17 protein-coding genes and 2 tRNA genes are annotated in these 19,010 nt (G+C 64.0%); 9 read left to right on the forward strand and 10 right to left on the reverse strand.

The genetic code is table 11. The features are described from left to right. Positions 1 to 89: 89 nt before the first annotated feature. The 7 genes from E3O06_RS05220 (at position 90) to pknB (ending at position 8,959) form a co-directional block, all read left to right on the forward strand. The gene (locus E3O06_RS05220) at positions 90 to 839 is read left to right on the forward strand and encodes an FhaA domain-containing protein (protein WP_134501932.1); all 750 of its coding nucleotides are present in this window, start codon (positions 90 to 92) and stop codon (positions 837 to 839) included. Further along, positions 836 to 1,420 (forward strand): FHA domain-containing protein FhaB/FipA, encoded by a 585-nt coding sequence (locus tag E3O06_RS05225; protein WP_134501933.1) that lies wholly within the window; start codon positions 836 to 838, stop codon positions 1,418 to 1,420. Before E3O06_RS05220 ends, E3O06_RS05225 begins: the two co-directional genes overlap by 4 nt. A gap of 3 nt (positions 1,421 to 1,423) precedes the next feature. Beyond that, positions 1,424 to 2,653 carry a PP2C family protein-serine/threonine phosphatase gene (locus tag E3O06_RS05230; RefSeq protein WP_134501934.1) on the forward strand — a complete coding sequence of 410 codons (1,230 nt, stop codon included), beginning with the start codon at positions 1,424 to 1,426 and terminating at the stop codon, positions 2,651 to 2,653. Next, entirely contained in the window at positions 2,646 to 4,031 is a 1,386-nt protein-coding gene (locus tag E3O06_RS05235; protein ID WP_241979884.1) for an FtsW/RodA/SpoVE family cell cycle protein, read from the forward strand. The genes E3O06_RS05230 and E3O06_RS05235 overlap by 8 nt, the downstream gene beginning before the upstream one ends. Continuing rightward, a complete protein-coding gene (locus tag E3O06_RS05240; RefSeq protein WP_134501935.1) occupies positions 4,032 to 5,483 on the forward strand; it encodes a peptidoglycan D,D-transpeptidase FtsI family protein in 1,452 nt (483 codons plus the stop codon). Further along, positions 5,480 to 7,186: a protein kinase domain-containing protein gene (locus tag E3O06_RS05245; protein ID WP_134501936.1), complete on the forward strand. Its 1,707-nt coding sequence runs from the start codon at positions 5,480 to 5,482 to the stop codon at positions 7,184 to 7,186. Before E3O06_RS05240 ends, E3O06_RS05245 begins: the two co-directional genes overlap by 4 nt. 78 nt (positions 7,187 to 7,264) lie before the next feature. Then, positions 7,265 to 8,959: a Stk1 family PASTA domain-containing Ser/Thr kinase gene (pknB, locus tag E3O06_RS05250; RefSeq protein ID WP_134501937.1), complete on the forward strand. Its 1,695-nt coding sequence runs from the start codon at positions 7,265 to 7,267 to the stop codon at positions 8,957 to 8,959. Positions 8,960 to 9,116: 157 nt separating this feature from the next. On the opposite strand, the gene E3O06_RS05255 is transcribed toward pknB, so the two are convergent. Genes E3O06_RS05255 through E3O06_RS05260 form a run of 3 tightly spaced genes read right to left on the reverse strand, consistent with a single transcriptional unit; the run spans position 9,117 to position 10,741 of the window. Continuing rightward, entirely contained in the window at positions 9,117 to 9,755 is a 639-nt protein-coding gene (locus tag E3O06_RS05255) for an anthranilate synthase component II (protein ID WP_134501938.1), read from the reverse strand. Then, positions 9,752 to 9,913 carry a hypothetical protein gene (locus E3O06_RS17465; protein ID WP_166788111.1) on the reverse strand — a complete coding sequence of 54 codons (162 nt, stop codon included), beginning with the start codon at positions 9,911 to 9,913 and terminating at the stop codon, positions 9,752 to 9,754. The genes E3O06_RS05255 and E3O06_RS17465 overlap by 4 nt, the downstream gene beginning before the upstream one ends. 9 nt (positions 9,914 to 9,922) lie before the next feature. Next, positions 9,923 to 10,741 carry a class E sortase gene (locus E3O06_RS05260; RefSeq protein WP_134501939.1) on the reverse strand — a complete coding sequence of 273 codons (819 nt, stop codon included), beginning with the start codon at positions 10,739 to 10,741 and terminating at the stop codon, positions 9,923 to 9,925. An 80-nt stretch (positions 10,742 to 10,821) separates the two neighbouring features. Between E3O06_RS05260 and E3O06_RS05265 the strand changes: the two genes are divergently transcribed. Next, positions 10,822 to 11,067 carry a cell division protein CrgA gene (locus E3O06_RS05265; RefSeq protein ID WP_134501940.1) on the forward strand — a complete coding sequence of 82 codons (246 nt, stop codon included), beginning with the start codon at positions 10,822 to 10,824 and terminating at the stop codon, positions 11,065 to 11,067. 158 nt (positions 11,068 to 11,225) lie between these two features. Here the strand turns inward: E3O06_RS05265 and E3O06_RS05270 are convergent, their stop codons facing one another. Continuing rightward, a complete protein-coding gene (locus E3O06_RS05270) occupies positions 11,226 to 12,062 on the reverse strand; it encodes a rhomboid family intramembrane serine protease (protein ID WP_134501941.1) in 837 nt (278 codons plus the stop codon). A gap of 20 nt (positions 12,063 to 12,082) precedes the next feature. Next, the gene (locus E3O06_RS05275; protein WP_092110635.1) at positions 12,083 to 12,622 is read right to left on the reverse strand and encodes a peptidylprolyl isomerase; all 540 of its coding nucleotides are present in this window, start codon (positions 12,620 to 12,622) and stop codon (positions 12,083 to 12,085) included. 152 nt (positions 12,623 to 12,774) lie between these two features. On the opposite strand from E3O06_RS05275, the gene E3O06_RS05280 reads away from it, so the two are divergent. After that, positions 12,775 to 13,302 carry a hypothetical protein gene (locus E3O06_RS05280; RefSeq protein WP_134501942.1) on the forward strand — a complete coding sequence of 176 codons (528 nt, stop codon included), beginning with the start codon at positions 12,775 to 12,777 and terminating at the stop codon, positions 13,300 to 13,302. A 209-nt stretch (positions 13,303 to 13,511) separates the two neighbouring features. On the opposite strand, the gene E3O06_RS05285 is transcribed toward E3O06_RS05280, so the two are convergent. The 5 genes from E3O06_RS05285 to gyrB all read right to left on the reverse strand — a co-directional run bounded on the left by E3O06_RS05285 (position 13,512) and on the right by gyrB (position 18,910). Then, positions 13,512 to 13,584 (reverse strand) — tRNA-Ala (locus E3O06_RS05285). 47 nt (positions 13,585 to 13,631) lie between these two features. Then, positions 13,632 to 13,705: transfer RNA gene (locus E3O06_RS05290), tRNA-Ile, on the reverse strand. Between the two features lie 142 nt (positions 13,706 to 13,847). Further along, on the reverse strand, positions 13,848 to 14,252 hold the full coding sequence (locus E3O06_RS05295; protein WP_134501943.1) for a DUF3566 domain-containing protein: 405 nt from the start codon (positions 14,250 to 14,252) through the stop codon (positions 13,848 to 13,850). After that, a complete protein-coding gene (gyrA, locus tag E3O06_RS05300) occupies positions 14,245 to 16,815 on the reverse strand; it encodes a DNA gyrase subunit A (RefSeq protein WP_241979929.1) in 2,571 nt (856 codons plus the stop codon). The genes E3O06_RS05295 and gyrA overlap by 8 nt, the downstream gene beginning before the upstream one ends. A gap of 76 nt (positions 16,816 to 16,891) precedes the next feature. Further along, positions 16,892 to 18,910 carry a DNA topoisomerase (ATP-hydrolyzing) subunit B gene (gene gyrB, locus E3O06_RS05305; protein WP_134501945.1) on the reverse strand — a complete coding sequence of 673 codons (2,019 nt, stop codon included), beginning with the start codon at positions 18,908 to 18,910 and terminating at the stop codon, positions 16,892 to 16,894. Positions 18,911 to 19,010: the final 100 nt, after the last annotated feature.

The raw sequence follows: 19,010 nt of genomic DNA on the forward strand, positions 1-19,010 counted from the left end.
GACTGTTCGTGCCGTTTGCGCCCTCAAGGTGGGTTGTCACCCGAGACAAGTAACATGCTCATAGCCAAACGGACCGGATCGGGAGACCTGTGGGCATACTGGATAACTTTGAAAAGGGCTTGGAGCGCGCCGTCAACGGAGCGTTCGCCAAGACCTTTCGATCGGGCTTGCAGCCGGTGGAAATAACCTCCGCGCTGCGTCGTGAGCTCGACACGAAGGCCGCTGTCGTAGCGCGGGATCGCATCCTCGCGCCCAATCGCTTCACGGTGCGCATGTCCCACACCGACTACGCCCGCATGAGCGCCCTCGGCGTCACCCTCATCGACGAACTCACCGCCCTGGTACAAAAACACGGCACCGAGCAGCGCTACCAGTTCACGGGCGGCATCACGATCACCCTGCAGGACGACCGCAGCCTCAGCGAGGGCATGGTGCAGATCGACTCGAGCTCGGTCACGAGCACCGTCGCCTGGACCCCGGTTCTCGACATCAACGGTACCCGCTACCAGCTAGTCAAGGCACGCACCGTGATCGGCCGCGGCTCCGACGCCGACATCACCGTCGACGACACCGGAACCTCCCGCCGCCACGTCGAAATCCTCTGGGACGGCGCCCGCGCCCAGGTGCGCGACCTCGGCTCCACCAACGGCTCCCAGCTCAACGGCGCCCCGGTCAGCCAGGCCATCCTCGAGCCAGACTCGACCGTCACCATCGGCCGCACCCGCATCGTGTTCCGAGTGATCGCCCAGGCGTCCAGCGAGGCTCCCCGTGCGGCGGCACCGACCGACCCGGCCACCGAACGCCACGACATGGGCGGATTCTGGGGGCCGGGCGTATGAACGTCAGCGAACTGACCCTGCTCGTGCTGCGCATCGGCTTTCTGCTTCTGCTCTGGATGTTCATCTTCGGAATCGTCTACGCCCTGCGCAGCGACCTGTTCGGCCAACGCGTGCGCAAGATGAAAGCGGATGCCGCGCCCGTCCCGCCCGCCGCCTTCCCGGCATCCGCTGTACCCGTCGCGGTTCCCGTCGCAGCAGCGGTCGCGGAGGCCTTCACAGCGCCGGTCGCCCGCGCCAGCCCGGGCACCCAGGACGTCCCGGGTGCGCAGGCCGGACTGGCCACCAGCCAGAACACCACCCGCCTGGTCATCACGAGCGGCCCGAAAGCCGGCACCGAGTTTCCGCTGAGCAGCGACACGATCACCATCGGCCGTTCGAGCGACTCCAGCCTGGTCATTCGCGATGACTACACGTCCACCCACCACGCTCGTCTGATGCTCTGGCACGACGAGTGGATGCTGCAGGACCTCGATTCCACCAACGGCACCTTTCTGGCCGGCTCGCGCGTCACCGTGCCGACTAAGATTCCCCTGAACGCCACCGTGAAGATCGGCGCCACCAGCTTCGAGCTTCGGCGGTAGGTCATGGCGACGGTCAGTCATAGCGCAGCCGCGTCCCACGTCGGCAAGATTCGCTCCAACAATCAGGACTCCGGCTACGCCGGACGCAGCCTGTTCGTGGTCGCAGACGGCATGGGCGGGCATGCAGGCGGTGACGTCGCCTCATCGATCGCCACCAAGCGCATCATCGAAGCCGACAAGCCATACGCGAGCGCCCAGGATGCCGAATTCGCCTTGCAGGCCGCCCTAATCGGCGCCAACGCCCAACTCGCCGAGACGGTGTTCGAACACGCCGAACTGACCGGGATGGGCACCACCGTCAGCGCCATCATTGTGCTCGAGAACGAGGTCGCGATCGCCCACATCGGCGATTCGCGCATCTACCTGCTGCGCGAACGTGAACTCTCCCAGATCACCATCGACCACACCTTCGTGCAGCGTCTGGTCGACAGCGGGCGCATCACCGAGGCCGAAGCCATGGTGCACCCGCGCCGATCGGTGCTCATGCGCGTGCTCGGCGACGTCGAGGCCAGCCCCGAAATCGACACCTCGATCCTGGCCACCATTGCCGGCGACCGCTGGCTGCTCTGCTCCGACGGCCTCACCGGCGTCGTCTCGCACACGGCCATCGCCTCCGCCCTGGCCAGCGGCGCAAACGCCCAGGATGTCGCCGACCTGCTGGTGAAAGAGAGCCTCGACGGCGGCGCCCCCGACAATGTCACGGTGGTTATCGTCGATATCGACGACAACGTCTCCCGCACCGACAGCCCGGTCGTCGTCGGCTCCGCCGCGAATCCGCTTGCCTTCGGTGAGGAACCCGGCCGCAACCGCGCCCTGCGCATACCGGCCCTGCGCCTGCACCCGGTGCGCGAAACCCACTTCGAGCCCGACTCCCAGGACTACCTGTCCGAACTGATCGAAGAGGATGCCCGCCGCGCGCGCCGCCGCAAGGCCACCTGGCTGGTCGGCGTGATCCTGCTGGTGCTCAGCATCGTCACGACTACTGTTCTCGGCTACCAGTGGACCCAGACGCGCTATTTCGTCGGCGTTGACGGTTCCAACGTCGCTATCTACCAGGGCGTGCAGCAGGACATCGGCCCGATCAGGCTCTCCAGCGTCTACGAAGACACCGATCTCGTCCTCGACGACCTGCGCGTCTACGACCGCCAGCAGGTCGAGCAGACCATCAACGCCGGCTCCCTCGCCGACGCCCTGGCGATCGTCGAGCGACTGAAGGGAGCGATCGTTGAGTAAGGCATCCGCTCTCACGGCACGCCCGGCCACCGAGCCGGTGCACCGCTTGCACCTGCCGCAGAAACTGCGCAACCTCGAACTGTTCCTGCTGCTGATCGCCTGCTTCATCAACGCCAGCGCGGTCGTGCTCGTGCAACTCGGAGCCCTCGGCGAGCTGGACCCGACCCTTGTGCTGCTCGGCGCCGGCCTGTCGGCCCTGGTGATCAGCCTGCACATCGTGCTGCGATTCGTCGCCCGCGATGCCGACCCGTTCATCCTGCCGATCGCCACCCTGCTCAACGGCATCGGAATCGCCATGATCTACCGCATCGATATCGCCGACAAAGAATCGGGGTGGGAGAGCGCCGCCGTCCGCCAGACGGTCTGGAGTGCCCTGGCCATCTTCTGCGCCATCCTCGTGCTGCTGGTCATTCGCAACCACCGCGTGCTGTTTCGCTACACCTACATTGCCGGCCTCGTCGGTGTTCTCCTGCTCTTTCTTCCGCTCGTTCCGGGCCTCGGCCAGGAGATCAGCGGTGCGCGGGTCTGGATCCGGGTCGGCAGTTTTGGCACCTTCCAGCCCGGTGAGATCGCCAAGATCGCCCTCGCCGTGTTCTTCGCCGGCTACCTCGTGCGCAACCGCGACAGTCTCTCCATGGTGGGGAAGAAAATTCTCGGCGCCCGGTTTCCCCGGTTTCGCGATCTTGGCCCAATTCTCGTTGTCTGGGCCCTGTCGATGTCGGTCATTATCTTTCAGCGCGACCTCGGCACGGCTCTGCTTTACTTCGGCCTGTTCCTGGTCATGCTCTACCTCGCCACCGGTCGGCTGAGCTGGGTCATCCTGGGCATGGGCCTGTTCCTCGGCGGAGCCCTGATAGCCAGCCAAACCCTGAACTACGTCAACGGCCGCTTCACCAACTGGCTAGACGCCCTCAACCCGGCTGTCTACGACGCCAAAGGCGGCAGCTTCCAGCTGGTACAGGGGCTGTTCGGCCTCGCGAAGGGCGGCCTGCTCGGCACCGGCTGGGGCCAGGGGCGCCCGGAGATCACCCCGGTTCCGCAGAGCGACTACATCATCGCGAGCCTCGGCGAGGAGCTCGGGCTCGCCGGAATCTTCGCCATTCTCGCCCTGTACCTTCTGTTCGTCGCCCGCGGTTTCCGCATCGGCTTCGCCGGCCAGGATGACTTCGGCAAGCTGCTCGCTGTCGGCCTCGCCTTCGTCGTGGCTTTGCAGTGCTTCATCGTCATCGGCGGTGTCACTCGGGTCATTCCGCTGACCGGTTTGACCACCCCCTTCCTGGCCGCTGGCGGCTCATCACTCGTCGCCAACTGGATCATCGCGGCCCTGCTCCTGCGGCTCTCCGACACCGTGCGCAACCAACCCAGGCTGGTGGTCTAAGTGAACCGCGAACTCAAGCGCGTCAGTATCGTCGTGATGCTGATGTTCGTCGCCCTGCTCAGCTCCACTTCGGTCGTGCAGGCCTTCCAGGCCGACAATCTGTCGGCCGACCCGCGCAACACCCGCACGCTGTACGACAGCTACCAGGTCGAGCGCGGCGCCATCCTCGTGGCCGGTGACCCGATCGCGCAGTCAATGCCGGCCGACGACGACCTCAAGTTTCTGCGCACCTATACCAACCCAGAGCTCTACGCACCGATTACCGGGTACATCCCGATCAACGGCGAACCGACCGGCCTCGAGTCGGCCCTCAACGCCGAGCTGACCGGAAACTCCAACTCGCAGTTCTTCGACAAGATCAGCGCCCTCGTCACCGGTCAGGACCCGAAGGGCGCCGCCGTGGAGGTCACCATCGATCCCGTGGCCCAGCAGGCCGCCTGGGATGCCCTCGGCGACTACACCGGGTCGGTGGTCGTCACCGAACCCGCGACCGGTCGTATCCTGGCCATGGTGTCCAAGCCGAGCTTCAACCCGAACCTGCTCACGGTGCACAACAATGCCGAGGTCGCCGCGAGCTACGAGGCCCTGCTGGCCGACGAGAACGACCCGCTGATCAACCGGGCCATCCGCTCACTCAACCCTCCTGGGTCGGTGTTCAAGCTCGTCGTCACGACCGCCGCTCTGGAATCGGGCAGCTACACGCCAGAGAGCACTTTCCCGAACCCGACCGTGTACACCGCGCCGGGCACCACGAGCCGGATCGAGAACTCGAGCGGCGGCACCTGCGGCGCCGGCGAGACGGTCACCCTCGCCACCGCGCTGCGGCTGTCCTGCAATATTCCCTTTGCCGAGCTGGGCGTCGAACTCGGTGACACGGCCATTCGAGAGACCGCGGAGAAGTTCGGATTCAACAGCAGCTTCAACATTCCGATGACCGTCTCCGAGAGTGTGTACCCGCGGGGTCTCGACGACCCGCAGACCGCGCAGTCGGCGTTCGGTCAGTACGACGTGCAGGCGACCCCGCTGCAGATGGCCATGGTCAGCGGTGCCATCGCCAATGGCGGCGTTTCGATGGCACCCAACCTGGTGCAGGAGATTCTCGCCCCTAATCTCAGCGCCATTGAAACCTTCGAACCGGTCGAGCGGGGGCGGGTGATGAGCGAAGAAACCGCAGCGACGCTCACCGCGATGATGATCAACGGCGTTCAGGATGGCGCGGCAAGCAATGCAAGAATAGACGGGGTTGACGTGGCGGGAAAAACAGGCACGGCGCAGAACGGGTCAACCGATCCGTTCACATTGTGGTTCACCGGTTTCGCGCCGGCGAACGACCCGCAGTACGCCATCACCGTTCTCGTTGAGAACGGCGGGGGAATGGGACAAACCGGGTTCGGCAACCTTCTTGCCGCACCTGTCGCACAGAAAGTTCTAGAGGCGGTGCTTAACAAATGAGACCCACAACAGGGCTCACCTTCGGGGGACGATACGAGCTGCAGTCGCGCATTGCGATTGGCGGTATGGGTGAGGTGTGGAAGTCCACCGACCTCGTCATCGGACGCAGCGTCGCCATCAAGATCCTGAAAGACGAGTACCTCGGCGACCCGGGCTTTCTCGAGCGCTTCCGCGCCGAAGCCCGCCACGCCGCGCTCGTCAACCACGAGGGCATCGCGAATGTCTTCGACTACGGCGAAGAAGACGGCAGCGCCTTCCTGGTCATGGAACTCGTACCCGGCGAAGCCCTGTCCACCATTCTCGAGCGCGAGCACGTGCTGCCGACCGACAAGGTGCTCGACATCGTCGCGCAGACCTCGGCGGCGCTGCACGCTGCCCACGCTGCCGGTCTCGTGCACCGCGACATCAAGCCCGGCAACCTGCTCATCACGCCGGAGGGTCGGGTCAAGATCACCGACTTCGGCATCGCCCGTATTGCCGACCAGGTTCCGCTCACCGCGACCGGCCAGGTCATGGGCACCGTGCAGTACCTCTCGCCGGAACAGGCCAGCGGCCACCCGGCTTCGCCGACCACCGATATCTACTCGATCGGCATCGTCGCGTACGAGTCCCTCGCCGGCCGACGTCCGTTCACGGGCGAGTCGCAGGTCGCCATCGCCATGGCACAGATCAACGAGATCGCGCCCGACCTGCCGGTCACCGTGTCCGAGCCGGTGCGCAACCTGGTCTTCGCCTGCCTGGCCAAGAACCCGGCCGACCGACCGGCGTCGGCTGCGCACCTGGCGCGCGCGGCATCCGCTCTGCGTCGTGGTGACGTGACCGCGGCCGCGGTGGCCGTACCGTCGGTTCTGGGCGGTCTCACGGCTACCAGCGCCACCATGCTCATGCCGGGTGCCGGCAACGACCAGGCCACGACTATCCTTCCGGCCACCGGCGCCCCCATCACGCGGGCATCCGCTGCCGCGGCCGCTGAGGCGGAGAAGAAGAAACGCAGCAAGTGGACCTGGCCGCTCATCGCTTTGGTCGCCCTGCTCGTGATCGTGCTGACCGGCACGCTCATCGCCCTGTTCACCCAGAACAACGAGACCCCGGTTCCCACCGAGACGTCGGCGACGCCCTCGACGACGCCAACGCCGTCTCCCACTCCGACGCCGAGTCCGACGCCGACCCCCACCCCCACGAATACCTCGGTCAATCCCGACGACTTCATTGGAAAGCCAAGCGCCGAGGCCGCCGCCCTGCTCGTCGAGATGGGATTCGTCGCTGACGTCGAACCCGGAAATGCGGCTGCCACCGAGGACGACGTCGACCGGGTGTATCAGGTCAACCCCCGGGGCCCCGTTCCGGCCGGCTCAACGATCACCCTCACGGTTTATGGGGCGGTTGCCACGCCGAGCACGCCGACGTCGGCCCCGACCGCGACGCCGTCACCGGCCGCGCCGGCCGGTACCGTCACGGTGCAGTGGAACGCCCAGACCTGCCCGACCGGCCAGACACTGGCTGGCTATGAGATCGCCACGGAGGGCGGTGCCGCCGTGATCACGTCGGCGAACCCGACCAACGCTGAAACGACCACGGCCACGATCACCGCCGGAACCGAGAATTTCACAGTGAAGTTTCGCTATTTCTGTGGCCAGATCAGTTCTGAATTCTCCCCGAATGCCGAAGTGCTCGTTACGGGCGACGCTGCTGTCGGAGAGTAACTCCCTAATGCCGTGGGGTAAAGTAGCGCTCACTGTGTCCAACCCGAACGCGGTGTCTGATTGTGGGGGAGTGCTGTAGTGCCTGACTCTGGCCGTTTGATCGCGGGCCGTTATCGCGTCGGAGCCCTGCTCGGCCGCGGCGGCATGTCCGACGTGCACATCGGCACCGATTCACGGCTCGGTCGCACGGTCGCGATCAAGCTGCTCAAGTCCACCCTCGCCGCCGACCCGGCGTTTCGCACCCGCTTTCGCCAGGAGGCCCAGGCCGCTGCGCGCATGGCCCACCCGACGATCGTGCGGGTGTTCGACGCCGGCGAAGAGACCGTCACCGACGACGCCGGCCACGACTCGCAGATTCCGTTCATCGTCATGGAACACGTCGATGGTCGGCTGCTCAAGGACATCATCCATGAAGGCCCCATCGAAGCCGCCGAAGCCGTACGCATCATCGACGGTGTTCTGACTGCGCTCGAGTATTCCCACCGTGCGGGCGTCGTGCACCGCGACATCAAGCCCGGCAACATCATGATCACCAAGTCCGGCCAGGTCAAGGTGATGGACTTCGGCATCGCCCGCGCCATCTCCGACTCAGCCACCACCGTCGCCCAGACCACTGCCATTCTCGGCACGGCTGCCTACTTCTCCCCCGAACAGGCCAAGGGTGAATCCGTCGATGCGCGCACCGACCTGTACTCGACCGGCGTTGTGCTGTTCGAGATGCTCACCGGGCGTCCGCCGTTCCGCGGTGACACCCCCGTGGCCGTCGCCTACCAACACGTCAGTGAAATGCCGGTCAAGCCGTCCGCGCTCAACCCGAGGGTGTCGCCGGCCCTCGACTCGGTCGTGCTGCACGCCCTGGCCAAAGACCGGTTTGCCCGGTACCAGAGCGCCGTCGAGTTTCGCAATGACGTCGAGACGGCCGGCTCCGGCCATATTCCCATCCACCACGCGGGCGAAGAAGTGGGAGCCGGCCTGTTCGGTGCTGCGCCGACGGCCATCACCGGTTCGGCGCTCGCCCTGAAGCAGCTCTCCGAAGACCACACGATGGTTCGCACCCAGCGGCGTCCCCCGGTGATCTGGGTCTGGGCAGGAATCGTCTGCGTGATCGTCATCGTCGTGGCGGTCATGATCTGGGTCGCGAACCTGCAGCCCTCGGTTGAACTGCCCGACAGCTCCAGGCAGGTGCCCTCACTCACCGGCCAGACCTACGATGACGCCCAGAACACGCTCCTCGATCTGGATCTCGCGGCCACTCGCGCCGAAGAGTCGAGCACGACTGTGCCCGCCGACCAGGTCATTCGCACCGACCCGCCCGCCGACACCATCGTCAACCCGTCCGACGTGATCAAGGTCTTCGTCTCGACCGGTCCCGTGCCCGTCACGGTTCCCGATGTCACCAATCAGCCCATAGCGGATGCCCAGGCCGCGATCGAAGCGCTCGGATTCGTTTCCGGGTCGGTCACCGCCGAAAACTCTCCCACGGTGGCGGCCGACGTCGTCATGCGAACCGATCCGGCGGCCGCAGCCTCGCAGTTCGCCGGGGACACGATCAACTATGTCGTATCGAGTGGTCTGGTCACCCTGACAGACCTGACCGGGCAGTCACTGGTCGCCGCGATCGATCTGGTGAGCAACGAGGGCCTCGTGCCCGTCTCCAAGGCTGATTTCACCTGCGCCCAGGAGTCCGGTTCTCCGATCAAAACGCAGTCGCTGGCGCCCGGCGACGTCCCCCAGCGTTCCGAGATTATCCTGACCTACTGCGCCGGCACTTAGCTCACTCTCCCTCTCGCTGGTCGAGGCGCGACGAAGGAGCGATCGAGACCGCGCAAGCTAATCCGCAGACCCGACTCGGCTCGCTTGGTCTCGATCGCTCGTGCCTCGCGCGTCGACCGGCGGTTCCTGCCTCGCTCGTCGACCGGCGGTTCCTGCCTCAGGTGAGGCGCAACAGCGGATGCAGGGACTTCGACGTCTCCTGCGCACCCTCAAGGCCCGTGAGAGCCAGCCAGTTGCCGAGCATGCGGTAGCCGCCCTCGGTCAGGACCGACTCCGGGTGGAACTGCACCCCGAGAATGGGAGCGGACGCGTGCCGCAGCCCCATGATGACGCCGCCCTGCGTGCGCGACGTGACGATGAGGTCGCTCGGAACGGTCGAAGCGACGACGGCGAGCGAGTGGTATCGAGTGGCCGTGAACGGCTGCGGCACTCCCTCGTAGAAGTCACTGCCATCGTGCGTGATGAGTGAGGTTTTGCCGTGCATGAGCTCTTCGGCATTGGTGACCGTGGCCCCGAAGGCCTCAGCGATGGCCTGGTGGCCCAGGCACACGCCGAACAGGGGCAGGTCGGCGGCCAGTGCCGCCTCGACGACGGAGATGGACACACCAGCGTCCGACGGCTTGCCGGGACCCGGCGAGACCAGCACTCCGTCGTATTCGGCGATGCGGGAGGCAGCATCCGCTTTTCCGAAGGAGTCGTTGCGCACGACGTCGGTTTCAGCACCGAGCTCCATCAGATACCCGTTGAGAGTGTAGACAAAGCTGTCGTAGTTGTCGATAACGAGAATACGGGTCATGCGCCGCCCACCGTCGCTTCCTGGCTGTTGAGTATGCCGTCGATCCATGGGTACACCCAGGTGGCGAGCACGGCGAGTACGGCCACCACCAGGATCAGGACCAGAATGATGCGCACCCAGATGGGTCCGGGCAGAACACGCCACAGTGCTGCGTACATGGGAGTCTCCTAGCCCTGGGCTGCGATGATCGGTGCGAGTTCGACCGGGGCTCCGGCCGAGAGCGGCTGCCACGATTCGAGCACGCCGTACGCGATGATGCGTTCGGCGGTGGAATAGAGCGGGTTACAGCTGGTGAGGGTGATGATGCGGTCGACCGCCGTGCCGTCGGGATTGTTCGGAACGGATGCCAGCACCTGCACCTGTGAGGGCGCCACATACTCGGTATCGCGGTACCGGTAGGTGTAGTAACCGTCGGCGGTCTGCACGTAGATGGCATCGCCCAACTGGAGTTCATTGATCAGGTGCATGGCACCGCCGAACGCGCTGCGGTGGGCGGCGACGGCGAAGTTGCCGATCTCGCCGGGCATCTGGGTTCCTGCGTAGTGCCCGACACCGAGCCGGTTGCTGTTCAAAACGTCATGACCGGTACCCTCAGCGATGCTGCGGTGATAGTCGGCGCCGAAACGGGGAACGTACAGCACCGCGAAGGTTTTCGCGTTGGCCGGAACGGCAGCCACGATCGGGTCTCCATAGTCGGCGGGGACCGGTGCGGCACTCGGCTCGGCCGGATCGACGGTCGGAACGGGTTTTGGCGTCGACGTGTCCTGATCGATCCAGTCCTGGCTGATCTCGCTTGCAGCGTTGGACTGCGAGTTGGCCATAAGCATGTCATTCCACCAGAGCTGCCAACCCAGAAAAAGCAAAACAAGCGCGCCCGCGGTGATGAGTAGTTCGCCCAGAACACCGACAACGGTGACTTTGCCCTTTTTCGCGCGGCGCGGCCGCGTGGTGACGATCTCGACGGGGTCGTCTGCCTGTGGACACATACTGCGAGTCTACTGAACCGAGTGCCCCAGGGCGCCCGCGTCAAATCCACTAAAACAGCCGAAGACGCTAGGATCGCAGAATGGCACGTAAGAATCCCCGCACCCGGCCCGCCCGCACCGAAGTTGCCCGCTCGAACGAGGACGCGCCCAATGCTGTCTGGTTCAAGCCGGTCATGTTCGGTTTCATGCTGCTCGGCCTGGCCTGGATCATCGTGTTCTACGTCAGTGGCAGCCAGTTGCCCATCGCGGGCCTCGGCGCCATGAACATCCTGGTCGGCTTCGGAATCGCCTTCATCGGCTTTCTGATGACGACCCGCTGGCGCTGATCCAGCAAACCCAACTGGAACCTGCCCGTCATCCGGCCCGTACTGCTCCGTTACCGCCCGGTTACCAACACGTAATAACAGGGGTAATGACACGGGTGTAATTATCCCCATGTGGATAGACCTGTGGATAACTCGCCATTCCAGGCCGACGACGACCGCTAGATCGCGAAGACGCGCACGAAGCTCAGCAGCACCAGCACGGCGGCGAACGCGCCGATCAGCCCCACCTGCAGCGACTTCTGCCGGATGCGCCGCGTCTGCACGAAGATCAGGCCGAGCACGGCACCACCGATCAACCCGCCGATGTGCGCCTGCCAGGCAATCTGCAGCCCCGGAATGAACCCGATCACGACGTTAATGCCGACCAGCACAAGCAGCTGTGTGGCATTACCGCCCAAACGGCGCTGAATCACCAGGAAGGCGCCCATCAGGCCGAAGATCGCACCGGATGCGCCCACCACGGGCGTGAAGGGATCCGACAGAAACAGCACCCCGAGTGAACCGGCTAGCGCGCTCAACAGATAGAGCGCAAGATAGCGGCCGCGGCCGAGCAATTGCTCGAGGAGCTGGCCGAAGATCCAGAGTGTGTACATGTTCAACAACACGTGAAAGATGGAACCGTGCACGAGCGCCGTCGTGAGTAAGCGCCACGGCTCTAAGCTGCCGGGCTGGGAGTAGAAACCCGCGTACCACAGCCGGTTCGTGACCTGTGAACCGAGGAACAGTTGCAGCACGTAGACGGCCAGAGTGATCCCGATAATGGAATATGTCACCGTGGGCCGGTCGCTGCCGGTCAGCCGGGTGAGAATCGCCGGCTTGGTTCGGGGAGCGTTCTTTCGCTGCTCTTTCATGCACTCTGGGCAGATGACCCCGACGGCGGCCTGGGTCTGGCACTCCGCACAGATGGTACGCCCGCAGCGCTGACACAGAATGAAGCTCTGCCGCCCCGGATGGCGGTAACAAAAATTCGCCACCGAGGCCGGCAGATCACTCATTCTGCTGGGAAGTTGGCTGGCTAGACGGACTCGACGGAGACGCTCTGAATGACGACGTCCTCGATCGGGCGGTCGCGACCGTCGGTGGCGACGGTGGCGAGCTTGGCGACGATCGCGCGGGAGTCTTCATCTTCAACGGCACCGAAGATGGTGTGCTTGCCCTGCAGCCAGGTGGTCGGAACGACGGTGATGAAGAACTGCGAGCCGTTCGTGCCGTGACCACCCTGGATTCCCGCGTTCGCCATGGCGAGAACGTAGGGCTGGGTGAAGTCGAGGTCGGGGCTGATCTCGTCGTCGAACTGGTAGCCGGGGCCTCCGGTGCCCTGGCCGAGCGGGTCGCCGGCCTGGATCATGAAGTCTTTGATGATGCGGTGGAAGATGGTGCCGTCGTAGAGCGGCGTGGTGGAGGCGACACCCGTGGCGGGGTGCTTCCACTCGAGTTCGCCGGTCGCGAGGCCGACGAAGTTCTTGACCGTCTTCGGCGCGTGATTGCCGAAAAGGTTGACCTTAATCGGTCCGAGGGTGGTGTTCAGGGTGGCGACAGCGGTGTGCTTAGACATACAGCGATTCTTGCACAGCAATCTCCACCGAATCTGACTGCCGCAAACTCCTCCCAGTGCATTCGCTGGCAACACGGCGATTGAGTGGCAAGATGGGCACTCAGTGGCAAGATGGATAAACATTCGCCACACGACATCGATGGAGGGTCCAGATGAGCCTGTCACGCAAGCGCCGCAAGGAACTCACTCGGCTGCGCAAAAGCGCAGACGAACTATGGAGCCACCAACAAGAAGTATTGGAACGAGCAAACGTCCTCGCTCGTCAGGCCGGTCACCAGGCCGGCATCCTCGCTCGCGAAGAAGTTGCTCCGCGCGTACGCGAGAGCTATGACCACTACGTTCGCCCGAGCGTGAACGCTACGCAGGAAGCCGCAGACGGTGTGCGCCGCCGCGTCGTCAACGACGTGCTCCCCGGCATCGGTACCGCTATCGGAACCGTCATGTCCGTCGGCGACGTCGCCCGCGACGCCCGCGTGCGGGCCGCACTGGGTCGCATCCGCTTGCAGAAGCCCGTTGTCGTAGAACCCAAGGGTGTAGGAGCCGGCACGTACTTCGCCCTCGGCCTGGCCGTTGTGGCCGCTGTCGGTGTGGCCTACGCCGTCTGGCAGACCTTCCGCGCCGACGACGAACTCTGGGTCGCCGACGACGAGGTCGAACCGACCGCGCAGCAGGAAGACTAGGGCCAGAACGCCCACCAGCTCGTGCAGGGCCCGCATCCACCGGATGCGGGCCCTGCCGCGTTAACGGCCTGAAACGCCAACACGGGGCCGCTGACGGCTGCACACACGCCCGTAGAGCGGATGCGCGACGCCGGCGCCTGCGCGGGAACCAGGATCGCGTGCGCACAAACGAAAAGGCCCGTCCGAAGACGAGCCTTGTGCGTGAATTGTGGAGCCACGGGGAATCGAACCCCGGACCTCCTGCTTGCAAAGCAGGCGCTCTACCAATTGAGCTATGGCCCCGACTTCTCGGCGGGTATGGCCGGGATCGGAATGAATCAGGTGTTGCGTGGGGATACCGGGATTTGAACCTGGGACCTCTTCATTATCAGTGAAGCGCTCTAACCAACTGAGCTATATCCCCCTCTTGGGCAGATTGAAGACTACCGGAATCTGGCCGGAACCTGAAATCGAGTCACCCTCCGTGCGGAGGAAATGTCTGGATTCGGGCTGCGAGGGCTGTTTTCGGGGAGAAACAGCCCTCGATCGTGCGAAAAGCTAGAAAACTAGTTGTTGGTGAAGCCCACGAGCAGTCCGCCGGTGATCTTGACGCTCAGGTTGTACAGCACGGCGTAAATGGCGCCGAGGGCGGTGATCACGACCATGTTCAGCACGGCCACGACGACCGCGAAGCCCATGACATTGCCGATCGAGAGGATGGCGGCCAGGTCGGCCGATTCTCCCGCGACGGTGGCGTACAGCTCGTCGACCTTGCTCAGTACCTCGGTCGACACGAGAACCGTGTAAATGAGGAACGTCGCCACGACCGTGACGATGGCGAGGCAGACCGCGACCAGGAAGGACAGTTTCACGCTCGACCAGAAGTCGACGTAGACCAGTTTCAGGCGGACCTGCTTGGTCGCGGTCTTGCGAGTGGATTTCTTGGCGAGCTTTTCGGCGACGCTAGTCATTCGGTGTCTCTACTTTCCCTGCATCACGTTCGGGAGCAGCGTTGTCTGCAGCACTGGTCTCGACGGTACCAGCCGATGCATCCGCATGCGCTGCGCCCTCGCCCTCTTCTTCGGTGGCGACCAGATTGCGTTCGATGTTTTTCGCGATGGAAATAATTCTGTCTTCATCCGCGAACTTCGCGAAAACGACGCCCATCGTGTCCCGACCCTTGGCCGGGACCTCGGCGACGTCAGAGCGTACCACCTTGCCGCTGGCAAGAACCACAAGGACTTCGTCCTCGGGGTTCACGATCAACGAGCCGACCAGGTCGCCACGGTCGTCGTTGAGCTTAGCCACCTTGATGCCCAGACCCCCGCGATTCTGGAGCCGATATTGATCGGCGGCGGTGCGCTTGGCGTAGCCGCCCTCGGTGACGACGAAGACATATCCATCATCGTTGATAACGGATGCGTCGAGCAGGGTATCCTCGCCGCGGAAGTGCATTCCGATCACGCCGGAGGTGCTGCGGCCCATCGGGCGCAAAGCTTCATCGGTGGCGGTGAAACGAATCGACATGCCCTTGCGGGAGACCAGCAGCAGGTCGGAATCATCTTCGACCAGCAGAGCTGAAACCAGTTCGTCGCCCTCGCGCAGTTTGATGGCGATGATGCCGCCGGTGCGGTTGGTGTCGTATTCACTCAGCGCGGTCTTCTTGATCAACCCGTCGCGGGTGGCAAGGGTCAGGTACTGGGCCACCTCGTAGTCGCGAATATCCAGAATTTGCGCGATTTCCTCGCCCGGTTGCAGGGCGAGCAGGTTGGCGACGTGCTGACCCTTGGCGTCCCGGCCGGACTCCTGTGCCTCGTAGGCCTTGGCGCGGTAGACCCGGCCGGTGTTGGTGAAGAACAGCAGCCAGTGGTGCGTGGTGGTGACGAAGAAGTGTTCGACCACGTCGTCGGCGCGGAGCTGGGCACCCTTGACACCCTTGCCGCCGCGGTGCTGGTTGCGATAGTTGTCGCTGCGGGTGCGCTTGATGTAGCCGCCGCGGGTGACGGTCACCACCATCTCCTCTTCGGGGATGAGGTCTTCGATGGACATATCGCCGTCGAAGCCGAACATGATCTCGGTGCGGCGATCGTCGCCGAATTTCGCGGTGATCTCGGCGAGTTCTTCGCTGATGATCGTGCGCTGACGTTCGGGGCTGGCGAGGATCGACTTGAATTCCGCGATCTGCAGTTCGAGTTCGGCAGCCTGGTCGATGATCTTCTGGCGTTCGAGGGCGGCCAGGCGACGCAGCTGCATCGTGAGAATAGCGTCGGCCTGAAGTTTGTCGACGTCGAGCAGGGCCATGAGGCCTTCGCGGGCGTCGTCGACCGTGTTGGAGCGACGGATGAGTGCGATGACCTCATCGAGGGCGTCCAGTGCCTTGAGGTAGCCGCGCAGAATGTGGGCATCCGCTTCGGCCTTGTTCAGGCGGAACTGTGTGCGCCGAACGATGACCTCGATCTGGTGGGCGACCCAGGCCGAGATGAAGCCATCGAGGGCGAGTGTGCGCGGTACGCCGTCCACGATGGCGAGCATGTTGGCGCCGAAATTCTCCTGCAGCTGGGTGTGCTTGTACAGGTTGTTCAGCACGACTTTGGCGACCGCGTCGCGCTTGAGCACGATCACGAGGCGCTGGCCGGTACGACCGCTGGTCTCATCACGAATATCAGCGATGCCGGTGATCTTGGCATCCTTGACCAGGTCGGCGATCTTGATCGCGAGGTTGTCGGGGTTCACCTGGTAGGGCAGTTCGGTGATGACGAGGCAGGTGCGACCCTGGATCTCCTCGATGCTGACCACGGCCCGCATCGTGATCGAGCCACGACCGGTGCGATAGGCGTCCTGGATGCCCTTGACGCCCAGGATTTGCGCGCCGGTGGGAAAGTCGGGGCCTTTGATGCGCGCAATCAGCGCATCGAGCAACTCGTCGCGGGTGGCGTCGGGGTTCTCGAGGTACCACTGAGCGCCTGAGGCGACCTCGCGCAGGTTGTGCGGCGGAATGTTCGTGGCCATACCGACGGCGATACCGACCGAGCCGTTGACCAGCAGGTTCGGAAAACGGGCCGGCAACACGGTGGGCTCGAGGGTGCGGCCGTCGTAGTTATCCTGAAAATCGACGGTGTCCTCGTCGATATCGCGCACCATTTCCAGGGCGAGCGGGGCCATCTTCGTTTCGGTGTATCGCGGGGCGGCAGCTCCGTCATTGCCGGGGGAACCGAAGTTGCCCTGGCCGAGGGCGAGCGGATACCGCAGGCTCCACGGCTGAACGAGACGCACAAGGGCGTCATAGATCGAGGAGTCGCCGTGGGGGTGGAACTGGCCCATTACGTCACCGACGACGCGGGCGCACTTGGAGAAGGCCTTATCGGGTCGGTAGCCGCCGTCGAACATGGCGTAGATGACCCGGCGGTGCACCGGCTTCATGCCGTCGCGCACGTCGGGCAGCGCGCGCCCGACGATGACGCTCATCGCGTAGTCGAGGTAGGAGCGCTGCATTTCCAGCTGCAGGTCGACCTGGTCGATCTTGCCGTGCTGCACGAGGTGCGCTGCCGCAGCAGCAGCCGTTGCGGCTGTCTCGTCGGGGGTGACCCCGTCGGGGTTGCGCGTGGTGTCGTCAGATGTCAAGGAAACGCACGTCCTTCGCGTTTTTCTGGATGAAGTTACGTCGTGATTCGACGTCTTCACCCATCAGGGTGGAGAAGATTTCGTCGGCGGATGCCGCGTCGTCCAGGGTGACCTGCAGCAGGGTGCGGGATTCGGGAGCCATGGTGGTTTCCCAGAGTTCCTTGTAGTCCATCTCGCCGAGGCCCTTGTAGCGCTGGATTCCGTTGTCCTTCGGGATGCGCTTGCCAGCGGCGGCACCGTCGGCGAGCAGCGCATCGCGTTCGACGTCGGAGTACACATACTGGTGCGGCGAATTACTCCACTTGAGGCGGTACAGCGGCGGCTGAGCCAGGTACACATACCCGAGGTCGATCAACGGTCGCATGTAGCGGAACAGCAGGGTCAGCAGAAGGGTTGTGATGTGCTGGCCATCGACATCGGCGTCGGCCATCAAAACGATCTTGTGGTACCGCACCTTGTCGGGGTTGAATTCTTCACCGATTCCGGCACCGAACGCGGTGATCATGGCCTGTACCTCGTTGTTGCCGAGGGCACGATCGAGGCGGGCCTTTTCGACGTTGAGGATCTTGCCGCGCAACGGCAGGATTGCCTGCGTCTCCGGGTTCCGACCCTGCACGGCGGAGCCGCCGGCCGAGTCGCCCTCCACGATGAAGATCTCGGAGATCGACGGGTCTTTGCTCTGGCAGTCCTTGAGCTTGCCCGGCATGCCGCCGCCCTCGAGCAGTCCCTTGCGGCGCGCGGTCTCGCGGGCCTTACGCGCTGCCATGCGGGCATTGGAGGCCTGCAGTGATTTGCGGATGATCTCGCGGGCCGGGTTCGGGTTGCGGTTGAACCAGTCGGTGAGCTGGTCGTTGGCGACCTTCTGCACGAATGATTTCGCCTCGGTGTTGCCGAGCTTGGTCTTGGTCTGGCCTTCGAACTGCGGTTCGGCAAGCTTAATCGACACGACCGCGGTCAGACCTTCGCGCACGTCGTCACCGGTGAGGTTGTCATCCTTTTCTTTCAGGATTCCCTTCTCGCGAGCGTACTTGTTCACGAGCGTGGTCAGCGCGGCGCGGAAACCCTCTTCGTGGGTGCCGCCCTCGTGGGTGTTGATCGTGTTGGCGTAGGTGTGCACGCTCTCCGTGTACGCGGTGGTCCACTGCATGGCCACTTCGAGGGCCATCTTGCGTTCGTGGTCTTCCCACTCGAACGAGATGATCTCGTCATTGACGAGGTCGGCCTTCTTGGCACGATTGAGGTATTCGACGTAGTCGACGAGTCCCTTGTCGTACTTGAAGGTGTTCGTGACGGCGTTGCCGTCGTCGGTGCGGTGGGCTTCACGCTCATCGGTGAGGGTGAGGCGCAAGCCCTTGTTGAGAAAGCCCATCTGCTGAAAACGTGCGCGCAGGGTTTCGTAGTCGAAGTCGATCGTCTCGAAGGTTTCCGCACTGGGCCAGAACGTGATGGTCGTGCCGGTTTCGTCGTTCGCTTCGCCCTGTTCCAGGGGAGCGTTCGGAACACCGTTGGCGAAGCTCTGTCGCCAGATGAATCCCTGTCGGCGAACCTCTACCTCGAGGCGGCTCGACAGGGCGTTGACAACGGAGCTTCCGACACCGTGTAGTCCGCCGGAAACGGAATAGCCGCCGCCGCCGAACTTACCGCCGGCGTGCAGCACGGTCAGTACGACCTCAACGGTCGACCGTCCCTCGGCCTTGTGGATGTCGACGGGAATGCCTCGGCCGTTGTCTTCGACGCGGATCGCGCCGTCCGCGAGAATACGAATGTCAATGGTGTCGCAGTGTCCAGCGAGAGCCTCGTCGACGGAGTTGTCCACGATCTCGTAGACGAGGTGGTGCAATCCGCGCGGTCCGGTGGATCCGATGTACATTCCGGGTCGCTTGCGAACGGCTTCCAGGCCCTCGAGCACCTGGATGTCATCGGCACCATATTCGTGCTCCGGCTCCCGCTCCGCCTTGATTGGGGATATTTCTGGGGACGTGCGTTCGGGCGTCGGTTCAACTGTCATCTGAAATTAGGCTCCTGACCATCGCACGGGCGACCATTCAGTCTACCAAACGGGGGGAGACCAACTGGCCATAATCGCCGTTTGACGCGTTTTGTTCAAG

Source organism: Cryobacterium glaciale (assembly GCF_004402535.1).
Lineage (GTDB): Bacteria > Actinomycetota > Actinomycetes > Actinomycetales > Microbacteriaceae > Cryobacterium > Cryobacterium glaciale.